The sequence below is a fragment of the Pseudomonas sp. SDO5215_S409 genome (assembly GCF_054071325.1).
Window position 1 is genome coordinate 1 of sequence record NZ_JBSVWN010000083.1, and the last position, 15,260, is coordinate 15,260.

A 15,260-nucleotide genomic window follows, 5' to 3' on the forward strand; every position below is an offset into this window, starting at 1 on the left:
CGAATTCTTTTTCATGAAGATCAAGAATGACTTTCCCGGTAATCCGTGAAGAACCAAAAAAAAGGCGACCGAAGTCGCCCAAAATGCCTTGCGTGCCCCTGCTTCGGAAAAGACTTAACGCTGCCTGCGTTTATTGGCGTCTTTCCAGATAAAAATGCCAAACCCAACAAAGAACAACACCATGAGGCTGACAGTCAGCACTCCGGCAAAGACCACATTATCGAAGAACATGACCGGCCTCCTGACGTGCCCTGTTGCGACAGGGCCTAAGTTAACCAGGAAGACGAAGAGAGAAATTGACCGGGATCAATGTCGCCCGCAACGGGGCGTAAAGAAGGGCACTGACTGACCTGCATCAAGGCAGGTCGGCAGTTCAACGCTTTTTCGGTTTGTTCTTGGGTTTCTTTTTGGCTTTACCCAGCGGCATTGCCTGTTCAAACGCCTGGCGTACTTCATTCAGGCGTTTGTCATTGAGGTCATGGATGCGCTTGGCGCGCTCGGCGCCCAGGTCGATCAGCTTGTCATCATCGCTCATGGTTTGGCTTACATAATGGGTGAGTGGCTCAATAATGCCGCTTATGACCCGCCTGCATCAACCACGGCGCAGACGCCCGCCTACCGGTCGCGCTGGAAGGTGATGATCGACCGGGTGGTGCCGGGCCAGTTGGGCATTTGCCGCCAGCCGGTCAGCACCTGCAAGCGGTCACCCTCGACGTGAAACTCACGGCATTGCGTGGTGCCGACCCACTCGGGGTTCCACGCCGACTCGACCTGTGTGCACCACTGATTGCCGTCGACCCGCTCAACGCCGGTGTACGCCACCAGCGTATTGAGCAAAGAGGCCTTGTCGGCGTCGGTGCTGCCGGGCTTTCGCCCCTCGGCGGTCAACACGAAGGCCACGCGGTGATCCTCGGTGAAAATCACACGCCCGGTCGGGTGCTCGCCCATCGCGGGGATCATCTTGCGGGTGTCCTGGGACTCCACCTGGTACCCCGTCAACTTCCAGGCCCCGACCAACGGCGAGTTCGCGGCCTGCGCACTGCCCGACATCGCCCATACGGCGCCCACTGCAACCCATCCCGCGGTCAAATACGTCTTCATTCGCCACCCTTGCACAATAAAAGCTGACCGAGCCACCAGCGGCGTCAAGACAGCGGGTTAACCACACACAACGCGTTGCAAGGCATGAACCGGCCAAGCCTTGGAATGGGTGGGAGAAAAGGCACATCGTGTTCCATAAACATCGGCTTTTTGACACACGTCTGCGGGATCAGACCTCCACGTCCACCCACAAGCCCTGCCGGGGAGCGTCTTCGATCAAGGGCACCACCGGCACCGTGTTGTCGGCGTTCAGCTCGTCGCCGGGGATCGCCAGGTGCTGATCGGGGTCTTCGTGCGCCTCACGCCGGCGTTTTTGCTGCTCTTGCTGGCGCCGCTGTTCTTCGCGCAGCAAAAAGGTCGACTGCTCGGAGTCGCCTTTTTTGAGGTCGATGGTGCTTTCATTGGACCCCGGCTGTACCGGGACCACGGGAGGGATATCGGGTTTCTGACGCACCGGGTCAAGTTGTGACGTAACCGGCACAACACTTACGGGCAGCATGGGTGGCAGCATGATTTAGAGTCTCCTGTCAGCAGACTGTCGGCTGTCGGGGTGCCGACTTGAGTGACGCGTCGCCAACTTGTGAACCAATCGTCATCTATCTGACGAACGCCCTGCCCTTTTTCTTGCCGCGTGTGGTTTAAAATTTGAAGCTCAACCTATTCCTTTTGGTCTGCAAGCCGTGTTCCGTTAGAATAGTCGGCTTTTTCACGGCGGGAGTCAGGCAGCATGGCGCAGCAGTATCAACCGGGGCAACGCTGGATTAGTGACAGCGAAGCAGAGCTGGGGTTAGGCACCGTTCTGGCACAGGACGGCCGCTTGTTGACCGTGCTCTATCCGGCCACTGGCGACACTCGCCAGTATGCGCTACGGAATGCGCCCCTCACTCGCGTGAGGTTTTCGCCGGGTGACACCATCACCCATTTTGAAAACTGGAAAATGACCGTCCGCGAAGTCGACGACGTCGATGGCCTGCTGGTCTACCACGGCCTCAACGCGCAAAACGAGGCGGTCACACTGCCCGAAACCCAGTTGTCGAACTTCATCCAGTTCCGCCTGGCCAGCGACCGTCTGTTCGCCGGGCAGATCGACCCGCTGGCGTGGTTCTCGCTGCGCTATCACACCCTGGAACACACCAGCCGCCAGTTGCAATCGTCGCTGTGGGGCCTGGGCGGCGTGCGGGCGCAACCGATCGCCCACCAACTGCACATCGCCCGTGAAGTGGCCGACCGCATCGCGCCGCGCGTCCTGTTGGCCGACGAAGTAGGCCTGGGCAAAACCATCGAAGCAGGCCTGGTGATCCATCGCCAGCTGCTGTCGGGCCGCGCCAGCCGTGTATTGATCCTGGTGCCGGAAAACCTGCAGCACCAGTGGCTGGTGGAAATGCGCCGCCGCTTCAACCTGCAAGTGGCGCTGTTCGACGAAGAACGCTTCATTGAAAGCGATGCCAGCAACCCGTTCGAAGACACCCAGCTCGCGCTGGTGGCCCTGGAATGGCTGGTAGATGACGAGAAAGCCCAGGATGCGCTGTTCGCCGCGGGCTGGGACCTGATGGTGGTCGACGAAGCGCACCACCTGGTGTGGCACGAAGAAAAGGCCAGCCCCGAATACACGCTGGTCGAGCAACTGGCCGAAACCATTCCGGGCGTGCTGCTGCTCACCGCCACCCCCGAGCAACTGGGCCAGGACAGCCACTTCGCACGCCTGCGCCTGCTGGACCCGAACCGCTTCCACGACCTCGCCGCCTTTCGCGCCGAGAGCGAAAACTACCGCCCGGTGGCCGAGGCCGTTCAGGAGCTGCTGGATCAAGGCCGCCTGTCGCCCGCCGCCCACGCAACCATCCAGGGTTTCCTCGGCAACGAAGGCGAAGCGCTGCTCACTGCCGTCAACGATGGCGACACCGAAGCCAGCGCCCGCCTGGTGCGTGAACTGCTCGACCGCCACGGCACCGGCCGCGTGCTGTTTCGCAACACCCGCGCCGCCGTGCAGGGCTTTCCCGAGCGCAAGCTGCACGCCTACCCGCTGCCAAGCCCGGACGAATACCTGGAGCTGCCGCTGGGCGAACAGGCCGAGCTGTACCCGGAAGTCAGCTTTCAGGCCCAGCCGGACGCCGACGAAGAACACCGCTGGTGGCGTTTCGACCCTCGGGTCGAATGGCTCATCGACCAGCTCAAAATGCTCAAACGCACCAAGGTCCTGGTGATCTGCGCCCACGCCGAAACCGCCATGGACCTGGAAGACGCCCTGCGCGTGCGCTCCGGCATTCCGGCCACGGTGTTCCACGAAGGCATGAACATCCTGGAACGCGACCGCGCCGCCGCCTACTTCGCCGACGAAGAATTCGGCGCCCAGGTACTGATTTGCTCGGAAATCGGCAGTGAAGGCCGCAACTTCCAGTTCTCCCATCACCTGGTGCTGTTCGACCTGCCGTCCCACCCGGACCTGCTGGAGCAGCGTATCGGCCGCCTGGACCGTATCGGCCAGAAACACGTGATCGAACTGCACGTGCCCTACCTGGAAACCAGCCCGCAAGAGCGGCTGTTCCAGTGGTATCACGAGGCACTGAATGCGTTCCTCAACACCTGCCCGACCGGCAACGCCTTGCAGCATCAGTTCGGCACGCGCCTGCTGCCGCTGCTTGAAGGTGGCGACGATGGCGAATGGCAAGCCCTGGTGGACGAAGCCCGCACCGAACGCGAACGCCTTGAAGCCGACCTGCACACCGGCCGCGACCGCCTGCTGGAACTGAACTCCGGCGGTGCCGGTGAAGGCGAGGCGCTGGTAGAAGCCATCTTTGAACAGGACGACCAGTTCACCCTGCCGATCTACATGGAAACCCTGTTTGACGCCTTTGGCATCGACAGCGAAGACCATTCGGAAAACGCACTGATCTTGAAGCCCAGCGAAAAAATGCTCGACGCCAGCTTCCCGCTGGGTGACGACGAAGGTGTGACCATCACCTACGACCGCAACCAGGCGCTGTCGCGCGAAGACATGCAGTTCATCACCTGGGAACACCCCATGGTGCAAGGCGGCATGGACCTGGTGCTGTCCGGCTCCATGGGCAACACCGCCGTGGCGCTGATCAAGAACAAGGCGCTCAAACCCGGCACCGTGTTGCTGGAGCTGCTCTACGTGAGTGAAGTGGTTGCCCCGCGCTCGCTGCAACTGGGCCGCTACCTGCCTCCGGCGGCGCTGCGCTGCCTGCTGGATGCCAACGGTAACGACTTGTCCGGTCGCGTCTCGTTCACCACCCTGAACGACCAGCTCGAAGCGGTGCCACGGGCCAGCGCCAACAAGTTCATCCAGGCCCAGCGTGACCAGCTGACGCCACGGATCAACGCGGGCGAAGAGAAAATCGCCCCGCGTCACGCCGAGCGCGTGGCCGAGGCCCAACGTCGCCTGGCAGCAGACACCGACGAAGAACTGGCCCGCCTGACCGCGTTGCAAGCGGTCAACCCGACCGTGCGCGACAGCGAACTGGTCGCCCTGCGCCAACAACGCGAGCAAGGCCTGGCCATGCTCGACAAGGCAGCCCTGCGCCTGGAAGCGATCCGGGTGTTGGTCGCCGGTTGACCGCCACCTGAAACAAAGAGGCCCGCGCAATGCGGGCCTCTTTTATCGCGGCGCCTAAACGGCCTGCGCCAGCCCGGCCTTCATGCGCTGCGCATCCCGTACAAAACAGCGCGAGGCCTGGAACAGAAACAGCAGGGTCAAAAGCAGCGCCGCCGGAATCAGGTACATGGCGTCGTGCAAACCCACCGCCTTGTAAGCCTCGGTCATCTGATCCGCGCCCTCGGCGTACATCGCCGAATGCGCAAAGTGATCAGACAGCGCGCCCACCACCACCGGCCCCAACCCACCTCCCAGCAAATACAGCCCGGCAAAAAACAGCGCCATCGCCGTGGCCCGCAGGCGCGGCTCCACCACGTCCTGAATGGCGGTGTAGACGCAGGTATAAAAGTTGTACGCAAACAGCCACCCCACGCTGAACAGCGCCACGAAAACCCCGATTTCGATGCGCCCGGCATGCAACGCCCAGGCGGTGGTGACGGTGGAGATGATCAGGCTGAACGCGGCAAACAGCAGCCGGCCATTGGCCACGCGCTGGTGGATCTTGTCGGCGATCCAGCCGCCCAGGGTCAGGCCCACCAGGCCCGTGAGGCCGACGATAACGCCAGTGGCCACCGCCGCCTCCTGTAACGGCATCAGGAAGTAACGTTGCAGCATCGGCACCAAAAATGAATTGCAGGCATAGGTGGCAAAGTTGAAGCACAGGCCGGCCAGCACCAGCCATAGAAACGTTGGAACGGCCAACACCCGGCGAATCGGCCGGTCTACTGGCGCCTGGGAGGTCTGCACCGCCTCTGCCGCGCCACGCTGGGGCTCTTTGATGAAAAACATGAAGACCGCAAGGATCAACCCGGGAATGGCCGCGATGAAAAACGGTGCGCGCCAGCTATCGAACGCCTTGACCATCGCGCCGATGGTAAAAAAGGCCAGCAACAGGCCCAGGGGCAGGCCGAGCATGAAGATGCCCATCGCACGGGCCCGGCGATGGGCCGGAAACAGGTCGCCGATCAGCGAGTTGGCCGCGGGCGCATAACTGGCTTCGCCAACGCCAACCCCCATGCGGACCAGCAAAAATGTCCAGAAACTGCCGACCATGCCGTTGACCGCCGTCAATCCGCTCCACGCCGCCAGGCCCCAGCCCATGAGTTTGCTGCGTGAGCCGGTGTCGGCCATTCGCCCCAGGGGCAGGCCGGCGATGGCATAGACCAGGGTGAACGCGGTGCCGATAAAGCCGATCTGGAAGTCGCTGAGGTGCCACTCCATGCGAATCGGTTCGATGATGATCGCCGGAATGGTGCGATCGAAAAAGTTGAACAGGTTGGCGAGGAACAACAGAAACAGAATGCGCCAGGCATTGGCCGCTTGGGTCGAGTGCTGCATAGGTCCGTCTCTTTTATTGTTGTTAGGGCCGCGATACCCGAAGCATCCTGCCCGGAACCTGCAATCTAGTCAGCGGTGCTGCCGTTGTCTGTAATGATTCGTAAAGCTGATAGCGGCCAATACCCTGCCCACGTCCTGCGCTAATCCCACAAAAAAATAAGTGTTGGCCCCTCTTCCCATGGCGTACGGCAGGATTAGAATAGCGAGCCTTCCGTACACCCCCCCTCCCTACTTTTAGTGTTGATGACGCTCATGTCCGAAGTCAGTCCGTGTCTGAATTGCGGTGCCTGCTGTTCACATTTTCGCGTGTCTTTCTTCTGGGGCGAATGCGTCTCGTCCGGCGGTACGGTGCCCGATGAGTTGGTGGAGCAGATCAACCCGACCCGCGTGGCGATGATCGGCACCAACCAGAAACCCGCGCGCTGCTGCAGCCTGGAAGGTGAAGTGGGCCAAGGCACGCGTTGCACGATTTATGATCAACGCTCCACCCCGTGCCGCGAGTTTGATGCGTCCTGGAGCCAGGGTGTAGCCAACGTCGACTGCGACGCCGCTCGGGCCGCTTTCGGCTTGGCGCCGCTGGCCGAGCCGGTGCAGGCATTGGCGCTGCCCATCAGCGCTTAGCATCAATCGCTATCGCGGGAATGCCGAAACAGTACAAATCAAAATGCCAGTACCGCTTGAGATTTCTCCAGGCCTTCTATACTGCTCGTCATTAGGTCATCGCCGTCGGCAGTGACACCGGATGACTCTGTAACGAGGCATGCTATGGAATGGCTAGGTCTGCATTTTTTCACTGACCTTCCAGATAATGGGCATTTATTACTCAATTGCAGTCATAACCCTTTTCTGGTGTTGCTGGCGTACCTGGTCGCTTGCGCGGCGGGCTTCGGTACGCTGGACATGGCTGAGCGTGTCGGCCACGTCGACAATCCCACCGCCCAACGTCATTGGCGCTGGATCGGTGCCGGTTGCCTGGCGGGCGGGATCTGGTCGACGCACTTCATCAGCATGCTGGCCTTCCAAGCGCCCATTGCCATTCATTACGAACTGATCATGACGTTCGCCTCGTTGCTGATCGCCCTGATCGCGTCGCTGTTCGCGATGAAAACCCTCAGCCACCGCGATTTGAAATTCCCGCAATACCTGTTGGCGTCTGTCTGGATGGGCATCGGCATTGCCTTGATGCACTACGTGGGCATGTCGGCGATGCGCTCCGAGGCGGCGGTGTATTTTGAATCGGGGCTGTTCATGGCCTCCATTGCCATTGCCATCGGGGCGAGCCTGGCGGCGCTGCTGCTCTCGCGCCACCTGCGCAATGGCACGGGGGTTTTCCATCAATTGCTCAAATACGCCGCCAGCCTGGTGCTCGGCGCGGGCATCATCAGCATGCATTTCACCGGCATGGCGGCCATGCAATTGCTGGTGCCGGACGGCGTTGCGCCCTCGCTGCCGGTGGACAACAACCCGATACAACTGGGCCTGTCGGTGGCCGTGATCACCTTACTGGTGATTGGCAGCAGCATCAGTGCCGCCCTGGCGGACAAAAAACTGCAACACAAGGAAACCGACCTGCGCCGGGTCAACGCCCTGCTCAGCGAACTGGACCAGGCACGGGTTTCATTGCAACAGGTTGCCCATTACGACGCCTTGACCAACTTGCTCAACCGCCGTGGCTTTAATCAGATTTTTGCCGAGCGCCTCGCAGAAAAAGCGGCGAACGACGGCATGCTGGCGGTGATTTTCCTGGATATCGACCACTTCAAGCGCATCAACGACAGCCTCGGCCATGACGCGGGCGACGAATTGCTCACCGTGCTCGCCAGCCACATCAAAAGTTCGGTGCGCAGCCATGACGATGTGGTCGCCCGTTTTGGCGGCGACGAATTCTGCATTCTCATCAGCATCCACCATCGCGATGAAGCGCGGCACATGGCCCAGCGCATCATGCAAAAGATGAAAGACCCTATCGAACTGGCAGGCCGGCGCATGGTGATGACCACCAGCATCGGCATCAGCCTGTTCCCCGAAGACGGCAAAACCAGCGAAGAACTGCTCAAGACCGCCGACCTTGCGCTGTACCAGTCCAAGGACACTGGCCGTAACAGCCTGAACTTCTTCAGTTCCAACCTCAAAACCCGCGCCTTCCTCGAGCTGCAACTGGAAGAGGAACTGCGCGCAGCCCTGCGCGGCAAGAACGAGTTGGTGCTGTTTTACCAACCCATCCTGGACCTGAAAAAAGGCAAGATCACCCGCCTGGAGGCCCTGGTACGCTGGCAGCATCCGCACCACGGGCTGCTCACCCCGGACCGTTTCATCAGCATCGCCGAAAACAATGGCCTGATCGCCGAACTGGACCACTGGGTGTTGCGTCAGGCCTGTCACGACCTGAGCCTGCTGTCGGAGCAAGGCCACACCGAATTGACCATGGCGGTGAACTGCTCGGCGCTGAACCTGGCCCGCGATGAACTGGCGGACGAAATCGAAAGCGCCCTGCGTTTCGGCGGGGTCGCCGCGAGCCGCCTGGAGCTGGAGGTGACCGAGAACGCGCTGATGGGCAATATCAGCAGCACGCTGGCCCTGTTGCGGCAAATTCGTGCGTTGGGGGTTTCGCTGTCCATCGATGACTTTGGCACGGGCTACTCGTCGCTGGCGTACCTCAAGCGCCTGCCTTTGAACACTTTGAAAATTGATCGCTCGTTCATTCAGGACATTCCCAAGTCCAGCGCCGACATCGAAATCGTCCAGGCCATTATCGGCATGGCCCACACCCTGCACTTGCAGGTGGTGACCGAAGGCGTGGAAACCGTGCAACAGCTGGAAGTGGTGCAAAAACACGGCTGTGACTTCGTCCAGGGCTACCTGCTCAGCGCCGCCGTGCCCCTTCAGGAAATCGGCGCCGTGATCCGAGGCCTGGACCAAAGCAACCTGCTCAACCCGCTGAGCCTGGCGGGCGGTACGGAGGCGCCGCCCAAAGATACGGCGGGGCGTACAAACCCTCCTTCGGTGATACGCCCGATTCGATAACCGTCCGACCCGACAGGCCAGATCCGGGCTTTTTGCCACACCCCGAAACAATTCAGCGGCTCACGCGCTCGCCCTGAAACTGTCCCCATGACGCACACGTCACCCTGAGCTGTGACCTTTCTTCACGGCAACATGCCATCACGGCGACAGCAGTTACTCCACTACACACTTTTACACGGAAAATTCACGCACACTTTTAGTGCAGGCAATTCCTACGCCGCCCTTTCCTGGATCAGAATCCACGGCGAAACCACCACCGCCCACAGCCCCGGATCGCGCTCGACCAGGTCCAGCGCCCGCGTTGCAGACACCTCGCCCACTACCCCCGCAGCCAACCAGGCAGCGACTTTCTCGCGGTTGTCCTCGGCCATTGCCTCGGCGGTTTCAATCAAATCCAGGCCCGCATCGACCCATAACAGGGCACCCTTGGCAAAGAACGGCTCAAGCTCCTTCCAGGAAATTTCGGCGGTTTCACCGAGCAGCTTGGCATAGAGGGTGCTAGGTTCTTGCGTCATGGGAGTTCACCTGAATAAAAAATCGGCGCAATCATACCGTCGAGCCCCAGGTAGAAAAACCCAGTTGCAAATGAGGCACCGATCGAAAGTGTCAGGAACGCCAAGGATTGCCCGAAACTCTGGCATGCCCTCGCCGCAATTCTGTCTTTTTCTTTCATTTAAGCGACATGTCCAGGTGTTGCCCCCAGCAGCCAGCTTTTCAAGCGATCAGCCGGCGCTCTACACTGTACCGGTACAGTTGCCAGAGCATTGCCGGGGCGATATCTGCGATGTCCGATCCGGTTCTGCAGCTCAACAAGGCCGCTAGAACTATAAAAAATACAACAGCAAGAGTGGAGCACTATGAATAAGGCTACTAAGCAGATTTCCAAACTGTTTGCCGCTATGGTCCTGGCTGGGGTTGCCGGCCATTCGTTCGCAGCTGACACCATCAAGATTGGTATTGCCGGCCCTAAAACCGGCCCTGTGACCCAGTACGGCGACATGCAGTTCACGGGCGCCAAACAAGCCATCAAAGACATCAACGCCAAAGGCGGCGTCGACGGCAAACAACTGGTTGCCGTTGAATACGATGACGCCTGCGATCCGAAGCAAGCGGTCGCCGTGGCCAACAAAGTGGTCAACGATGGCGTCAAGTTCGTGGTCGGCCACCTCTGCTCCAGCTCCACTCAGCCAGCGTCCGACATCTATGAAGACGAAGGCGTGATCATGATCACCCCAGCGGCCACCAGCCCGGAAATCACCTCCCGTGGCTACAAACTGGTGTTCCGCACCATCGGCCTGGACAGCGCCCAGGGCCCGGCGGCCGGCAATTACATCGCCGACCACGTCAAGCCTAAAGTCGTTGCCGTCCTGCACGACAAACAGCAATACGGTGAAGGCATCGCCACCGCCGTTAAAAAGACCCTGGAAGACAAAGGCGTGAAAGTTGCCGTGTTCGAAGGCCTGAACGCTGGCGACAAAGACTTCTCCTCGATCATCCAGAAGCTCAAGCAAAACAACGTCGACTTCGTTTACTACGGCGGCTACCACCCTGAGCTGGGCCTGATCCTGCGCCAAGCCAAGGAAAAAGGCCTGAACGCCAAGTTCATGGGCCCGGAAGGCGTGGGCAACGACTCCATCTCGCAAATCGCCCAGGGCGCTTCCGAAGGCCTGCTGGTGACCCTGCCGAAATCCTTCGACGCCGCGCCTGAAAACAAGGCCATCGTTGACGCGATCAAAGCCGACGGCAAAGACCCTAGCGGCCCGTTCGTGTTCCCGGCCTACTCGGCTGTCGAGCTGATCGCCGGTGGTATCACCGCCGCCAAAAGCGAAGACACCGCCAAGGTCGCAGCCGCCATCCACGCGGGCTCCTTCAAGACCCCGACGGGCGACCTGAGCTTCGACGCCAAGGGCGACCTCAAGGACTTCAAGTTCGTGGTCTACGAATGGCACTTCGGCAAGCCAAAAACCGAAGTCTCCCCTCAGTAAGCCAGGCCTTACCGGTCAACAAGCCCACTGTGAAAGCAGTGGGCTTTGTTTTACGAGGTTTATGGGCCTGACACCCGCGATCCGGGCGCTGGCTCACCTGAAAATCTTAAAACCGTCACCAGCGGTTCGCTGGGAAACGCTTCGTGCAACCTGAACACAGAGCAGGGCACCAAGCCGGAAATGACTCCACCAGTGAAATGCGTATCGGGTTTTTAGGAGCGCTGTAATGCCTGAGATCTATCATTTTTTCCAACAGCTGGTTAATGGCTTGACCATTGGCAGCACCTACGCCTTGATAGCCATTGGCTACACAATGGTTTACGGCATCATTGGAATGATTAACTTCGCCCATGGCGAGGTCTACATGATTGGCTCCTACGTGGCCTTCATTGCCCTTGCCGGGCTGGCCATGATGGGTATCCACTCATTACCGCTGTTGATGACGGCGGCGTTTATCGCCTCGATCGTCGTGACCAGTGCCTATGGCTACAGTATCGAGCGTGTTGCCTACCGCCCCCTGCGTGGCAGCAACCGGTTGATCCCGCTGATTTCCGCCATCGGCATGTCGATTTTCCTGCAGAACACCGTATTGCTGTCCCAGGACTCCAAGGACAAATCCATTCCCAACCTGATCCCGGGGAGCCTCTCCTTCGGCCCGGGCGGTGCAGAAGAAGTCCTGATTTCCTACATGCAGATCCTGGTGTTCGTCGTCACCCTGGTGGCCATGACCGGCCTGACACTGTTCATCTCCCGCTCCCGTCTGGGGCGCGCCTGCCGGGCCTGCGCCGAAGACATCAAGATGGCCAACCTGCTGGGGATCAACACCAACAACATCATCGCCCTGACCTTCGTCATCGGCGCCGCGCTGGCCGCCGTCGCCGCTGTGCTGTTGAGCATGCAATATGGCGTGATCAACCCCAACGCCGGCTTCCTGGTAGGCCTCAAGGCCTTCACCGCCGCAGTACTGGGCGGTATCGGCAGCATTCCGGGCGCGATGCTCGGCGGGCTGGTGCTGGGGGTGTCTGAAGCCTTTGGTGCCGACATTTTCGGTGACCAGTACAAGGACGTCGTGGCATTCGGTCTTTTGGTTCTGGTGCTGCTGTTCCGGCCGACCGGCATTCTGGGCCGCCCGGAGGTTGAGAAAGTATGAGCAAATATCTTAAGTCGGCGCTGTTCAGCGCCCTGCTGGTCTGGGCCGTGGCCTTTCCGGTACTCGGCCTCAAACTGAGCATTGTCGGCATCAACCTGGAAGTGCATGGCACCGGTCCTGTGACCCTGACCATCATTGCCCTGTGTTCGGTGCTGATGTTCCTGCGGGTGCTGTTCACCCAGCAGGTCGGCGCCTTGTTCCGCGCCAACCGTGGCCCGCTGGTATCGCCCAAGGTCAGTCAGTTCCTGACCCTGCCGCGCACCCAGCGCTACATCATCGTTGGCCTGATCGTGGCCGCGTTGGTCTGGCCGTTCTTTGGTTCGCGCGGCGCGGTCGACATCGCCACCTTGATCCTGATCTACGTGTTGCTGGGCCTGGGCCTGAACATCGTGGTGGGCCTGGCCGGCCTGCTCGACCTGGGTTATGTGGGCTTCTACGCCGTGGGCGCCTATACCTACGCGTTGCTGTCGCACTATTTGGGCTGGAGCTTCTGGGTCTGCCTGCCGCTGGCCGGCCTGGCCGCCGCCACGTTCGGCTTTCTGCTGGGCTTCCCGGTGCTGCGTTTGCGCGGTGACTACCTGGCCATCGTGACCCTGGGCTTTGGTGAAATCATCCGTCTGTTCCTGCGTAACCTCACCGACATCACCGGCGGCCCCAACGGCATCAGCAGCATTCCAAAACCCACCTTCTTCGGCCTGTCGTTCGACCGCAGCGCTGCCGAGGGCATGCAGACCTTCCACGAATACTTCGGGCTGGACTACAACCCGGTGAGCAAAGTGGTGTTCCTGTACCTCGTTGCCCTGTTGCTGGCGCTGGCGGCCCTGTTCGTGATCAACCGCCTGCTGCGCATGCCCATTGGCCGTGCGTGGGAAGCGCTGCGCGAAGACGAAATCGCCTGCCGTGCACTGGGCCTCAACCCCACAATCATCAAGCTTTCGGCCTTCACCCTCGGCGCCGCGTTCGCAGGCTTTGCCGGCAGTTTCTTTGCCGCACGCCAAGGGCTGGTGACACCAGAATCGTTCACCTTCATCGAGTCGGCCATCATCCTGGCCATCGTGGTATTGGGCGGCATGGGCTCGCAGCTGGGCGTGATCCTGGCGGCGATCGTGATGATCCTGCTGCCGGAAATGATGCGTGAGTTCAGCGAATACCGCATGTTGATGTTCGGCGCCATGATGGTGCTGATGATGATCTGGCGTCCTCAAGGCTTCCTGCCCATGCAACGTCCACACATGGAGCTGCGCAAATGAGCCGCGAGATCCTGAAAGTCGAAAACTTGAGCATGCGCTTTGGCGGCTTGCTGGCGGTCAACGGTGTGGCCCTGACCGTTAAAGAGAAACAGGTCGTGGCCTTGATCGGCCCCAACGGCGCTGGCAAAACCACGGTGTTCAACTGCCTGACCGGCTTTTACAAGCCCAGCGGTGGCAGCATCCTGCTCGACGGCCAACCGATCCAGGGCCTGGCCGGCCACGAGATCGCCCGCAAGGGCGTGGTGCGCACCTTCCAGAACGTGCGGCTGTTCAAGGACATGACGGCGGTCGAAAACCTGCTGATCGCCCAGCACCGTCACCTGAACACCAACTTCCTGGCGGGCCTGTTCAAGACCCCGGCGTTTCGCAAAAGTGAGCGCGAGGCCATGGAATACGCGGCCTACTGGCTGGACAAGGTCAACCTCACCGAGTTCGCCAACCGCCCGGCGGGCACCCTCGCCTACGGTCAGCAACGCCGCCTGGAAATCGCCCGCTGCATGATGACGCGCCCGCGCATCCTCATGCTCGACGAACCCGCCGCGGGCCTGAACCCCAAGGAAACCGAAGACCTCAAGGCGCTGATCGGTGTGCTGCGTGAAGAAAACAACGCCACTGTGCTGTTGATCGAACACGACATGAAACTGGTCATGAGCATTTCCGACCATATCGTGGTGATCAACCAGGGCACACCGCTGGCCAACGGGACGCCGGAGCAGATCCGCGACAACCCGGACGTGATCAAAGCCTATTTGGGGGAAGCGTAAAATGCTGCAATTCGAAAACGTTTCCACTTTCTACGGCAAGATCCAGGCCCTGCACAGCGTCAACGTCGAAGTGCGCCAGGGCGAGATCGTCACCCTGATCGGCGCCAACGGTGCTGGCAAGTCCACCCTGCTGATGACCCTGTGCGGTTCACCCCAGGCCCACAGTGGCAGCATCCGCTACATGGGCGAGGAACTGGTGGGCCTGCACTCGGCCGAAATCATGCGTAAAAGCATTGCCGTCGTGCCGGAAGGTCGCCGGGTATTTTCCCGCCTGACCGTGGAAGAGAACCTCTCCATGGGCGGATTTTTTACCGACAAGGGCGACTACCAGGAGCAGATGGACAAGGTGTTGCACCTGTTTCCACGGCTCAAGGAACGCTTCAGCCAGCGCGGCGGCACCATGTCGGGCGGCGAGCAGCAAATGCTTGCCATCGGCCGGGCGCTGATGAGCAAACCCAAGCTGTTGCTGCTCGACGAGCCTTCACTGGGCCTGGCACCGATCATCATCCAGCAGATCTTCGACATCATCGAGCAACTGCGCAAAGACGGGGTGACGGTGTTTTTGGTCGAGCAGAACGCCAACCAGGCGCTGAAAATCGCCGACCGGGCCTACGTGCTGGAAAACGGCCGGGTGGTGATGCAGGGCAGCGGCGAACAATTGTTGACTGACCCCAAGGTGCGCGAAGCTTACCTGGGCGGTTAACGGCCTGTTACCTACAGGCGGATGTGGGAGCGGGTGGGCCCGCGAGGTGCACGACTGGGTGTGTGAAAGACACCGGGGCGATGCAATCGCAGGCTCACCCGCTCCCACATTTTTTTGGGCGGGCGCATAAAACGGTGAATCTGAACTATTTTCTTACGGGATGTGTAACGAATACCTTCGCTCTCTATCTAGTGGTGTAACTGGCAACAATGCCTGCTTACCCACCCTACGCTGGAGATACATCATGACCACTAAGACCCGCTCGCTGTCCGCCGCCACCCTCGTCCTGGCCCTGGGTTCTGCCCTGAGCCTGTCCGCCCTGACCAACACCG

At 60.4% G+C, this 15,260-nt stretch carries 15 protein-coding genes and 1 pseudogene; 9 read left to right on the forward strand and 7 right to left on the reverse strand.

Annotation, left to right across the window (positions count from 1 at the left end; translation table 11 throughout):
* Positions 1–114: 114 nt before the first annotated feature.
* From ccoM to ACW9H9_RS26705, 4 genes are all read right to left on the reverse strand, one after another.
* Positions 115–231, reverse strand: coding sequence for a cytochrome c oxidase subunit CcoM (gene ccoM / locus ACW9H9_RS26690; protein ID WP_457346330.1), 117 nt, complete (start codon positions 229–231; stop codon positions 115–117).
* A gap of 142 nt (positions 232–373) precedes the next feature.
* The gene (locus tag ACW9H9_RS26695) at positions 374–535 is read right to left on the reverse strand and encodes a hypothetical protein (protein WP_457346329.1); all 162 of its coding nucleotides are present in this window, start codon (positions 533–535) and stop codon (positions 374–376) included.
* 80 nt (positions 536–615) lie between these two features.
* Positions 616–1,101, reverse strand: coding sequence for a lipocalin-like domain-containing protein (locus ACW9H9_RS26700; protein WP_457346327.1), 486 nt, complete (start codon positions 1,099–1,101; stop codon positions 616–618).
* A 169-nt stretch (positions 1,102–1,270) separates the two neighbouring features.
* The gene (locus ACW9H9_RS26705) at positions 1,271–1,612 is read right to left on the reverse strand and encodes an aspartate-semialdehyde dehydrogenase (protein ID WP_457346326.1); all 342 of its coding nucleotides are present in this window, start codon (positions 1,610–1,612) and stop codon (positions 1,271–1,273) included.
* Positions 1,613–1,828: 216 nt separating this feature from the next.
* On the opposite strand from ACW9H9_RS26705, the gene rapA reads away from it, so the two are divergent.
* Positions 1,829–4,675 carry an RNA polymerase-associated protein RapA gene (gene rapA, locus ACW9H9_RS26710; RefSeq protein ID WP_457346325.1) on the forward strand — a complete coding sequence of 949 codons (2,847 nt, stop codon included), beginning with the start codon at positions 1,829–1,831 and terminating at the stop codon, positions 4,673–4,675.
* Positions 4,676–4,729: 54 nt separating this feature from the next.
* Here rapA and ACW9H9_RS26715 read toward each other — a convergent pair whose 3' ends face one another.
* The gene (locus ACW9H9_RS26715) at positions 4,730–6,052 is read right to left on the reverse strand and encodes a spinster family MFS transporter (protein ID WP_457346324.1); all 1,323 of its coding nucleotides are present in this window, start codon (positions 6,050–6,052) and stop codon (positions 4,730–4,732) included.
* 252 nt (positions 6,053–6,304) lie between these two features.
* Here ACW9H9_RS26715 and ACW9H9_RS26720 point away from each other — a divergent pair, with 252 nt between their 5' ends.
* Both ACW9H9_RS26720 and ACW9H9_RS26725 read left to right on the forward strand, forming a co-directional pair.
* A complete protein-coding gene (locus tag ACW9H9_RS26720) occupies positions 6,305–6,673 on the forward strand; it encodes a YkgJ family cysteine cluster protein (RefSeq protein ID WP_457346322.1) in 369 nt (122 codons plus the stop codon).
* Positions 6,674–6,817: 144 nt separating this feature from the next.
* On the forward strand, positions 6,818–9,076 hold the full coding sequence (locus ACW9H9_RS26725; RefSeq protein WP_457346321.1) for a putative bifunctional diguanylate cyclase/phosphodiesterase: 2,259 nt from the start codon (positions 6,818–6,820) through the stop codon (positions 9,074–9,076).
* 212 nt (positions 9,077–9,288) lie between these two features.
* On the opposite strand, the gene ACW9H9_RS26730 is transcribed toward ACW9H9_RS26725, so the two are convergent.
* A complete protein-coding gene (locus ACW9H9_RS26730; RefSeq protein WP_457346320.1) occupies positions 9,289–9,591 on the reverse strand; it encodes a DUF2288 domain-containing protein in 303 nt (100 codons plus the stop codon).
* The gene (locus ACW9H9_RS26735) at positions 9,588–9,749 is read right to left on the reverse strand and encodes a hypothetical protein (protein WP_457346319.1); all 162 of its coding nucleotides are present in this window, start codon (positions 9,747–9,749) and stop codon (positions 9,588–9,590) included. The genes ACW9H9_RS26730 and ACW9H9_RS26735 overlap by 4 nt, the downstream gene beginning before the upstream one ends.
* 184 nt (positions 9,750–9,933) lie before the next feature.
* On the opposite strand from ACW9H9_RS26735, the gene ACW9H9_RS26740 reads away from it, so the two are divergent.
* The 6 genes and pseudogenes from ACW9H9_RS26740 to ACW9H9_RS26765 form a co-directional block, all read left to right on the forward strand.
* The gene (locus tag ACW9H9_RS26740) at positions 9,934–11,061 is read left to right on the forward strand and encodes a branched-chain amino acid ABC transporter substrate-binding protein (protein ID WP_457346318.1); all 1,128 of its coding nucleotides are present in this window, start codon (positions 9,934–9,936) and stop codon (positions 11,059–11,061) included.
* A 226-nt stretch (positions 11,062–11,287) separates the two neighbouring features.
* Positions 11,288–12,211, forward strand: a complete 924-nt coding sequence (livH, locus tag ACW9H9_RS26745) for a high-affinity branched-chain amino acid ABC transporter permease LivH (RefSeq protein WP_457346317.1) — start codon at positions 11,288–11,290, stop codon at positions 12,209–12,211.
* Positions 12,208–13,461, forward strand: a complete 1,254-nt coding sequence (locus ACW9H9_RS26750; RefSeq protein WP_457346316.1) for a high-affinity branched-chain amino acid ABC transporter permease LivM — start codon at positions 12,208–12,210, stop codon at positions 13,459–13,461. Before livH ends, ACW9H9_RS26750 begins: the two co-directional genes overlap by 4 nt.
* Positions 13,458–14,225, forward strand: coding sequence for a high-affinity branched-chain amino acid ABC transporter ATP-binding protein LivG (gene livG, locus ACW9H9_RS26755; RefSeq protein ID WP_457346315.1), 768 nt, complete (start codon positions 13,458–13,460; stop codon positions 14,223–14,225). Before ACW9H9_RS26750 ends, livG begins: the two co-directional genes overlap by 4 nt.
* Before the next feature lies 1 nt (position 14,226).
* Entirely contained in the window at positions 14,227–14,928 is a 702-nt protein-coding gene (locus ACW9H9_RS26760) for an ABC transporter ATP-binding protein (protein ID WP_457346314.1), read from the forward strand.
* 244 nt (positions 14,929–15,172) lie between these two features.
* A pseudogene (locus tag ACW9H9_RS26765) lies at positions 15,173–15,260 on the forward strand (DUF2282 domain-containing protein); the annotation flags it as partial.

Coding starts and splice junctions, on each gene's coding strand:
- ccoM (WP_457346330.1), bottom strand. CDS start 231: ATGTTCTTCGATAATGTGGTCTTTGCCGGAGTGCTGACTGTCAGCCTC.
- ACW9H9_RS26695 (WP_457346329.1), bottom strand. CDS start 535: ATGAGCGATGATGACAAGCTGATCGACCTGGGCGCCGAGCGCGCCAAG.
- ACW9H9_RS26700 (WP_457346327.1), bottom strand. CDS start 1,101: ATGAAGACGTATTTGACCGCGGGATGGGTTGCAGTGGGCGCCGTATGG.
- ACW9H9_RS26705 (WP_457346326.1), bottom strand. CDS start 1,612: ATGCTGCCACCCATGCTGCCCGTAAGTGTTGTGCCGGTTACGTCACAA.
- rapA (WP_457346325.1), top strand. CDS start 1,829: ATGGCGCAGCAGTATCAACCGGGGCAACGCTGGATTAGTGACAGCGAA.
- ACW9H9_RS26715 (WP_457346324.1), bottom strand. CDS start 6,052: ATGCAGCACTCGACCCAAGCGGCCAATGCCTGGCGCATTCTGTTTCTG.
- ACW9H9_RS26720 (WP_457346322.1), top strand. CDS start 6,305: ATGTCCGAAGTCAGTCCGTGTCTGAATTGCGGTGCCTGCTGTTCACAT.
- ACW9H9_RS26725 (WP_457346321.1), top strand. CDS start 6,818: ATGGAATGGCTAGGTCTGCATTTTTTCACTGACCTTCCAGATAATGGG.
- ACW9H9_RS26730 (WP_457346320.1), bottom strand. CDS start 9,591: ATGACGCAAGAACCTAGCACCCTCTATGCCAAGCTGCTCGGTGAAACC.
- ACW9H9_RS26735 (WP_457346319.1), bottom strand. CDS start 9,749: ATGAAAGAAAAAGACAGAATTGCGGCGAGGGCATGCCAGAGTTTCGGG.
- ACW9H9_RS26740 (WP_457346318.1), top strand. CDS start 9,934: ATGAATAAGGCTACTAAGCAGATTTCCAAACTGTTTGCCGCTATGGTC.
- livH (WP_457346317.1), top strand. CDS start 11,288: ATGCCTGAGATCTATCATTTTTTCCAACAGCTGGTTAATGGCTTGACC.
- ACW9H9_RS26750 (WP_457346316.1), top strand. CDS start 12,208: ATGAGCAAATATCTTAAGTCGGCGCTGTTCAGCGCCCTGCTGGTCTGG.
- livG (WP_457346315.1), top strand. CDS start 13,458: ATGAGCCGCGAGATCCTGAAAGTCGAAAACTTGAGCATGCGCTTTGGC.
- ACW9H9_RS26760 (WP_457346314.1), top strand. CDS start 14,227: ATGCTGCAATTCGAAAACGTTTCCACTTTCTACGGCAAGATCCAGGCC.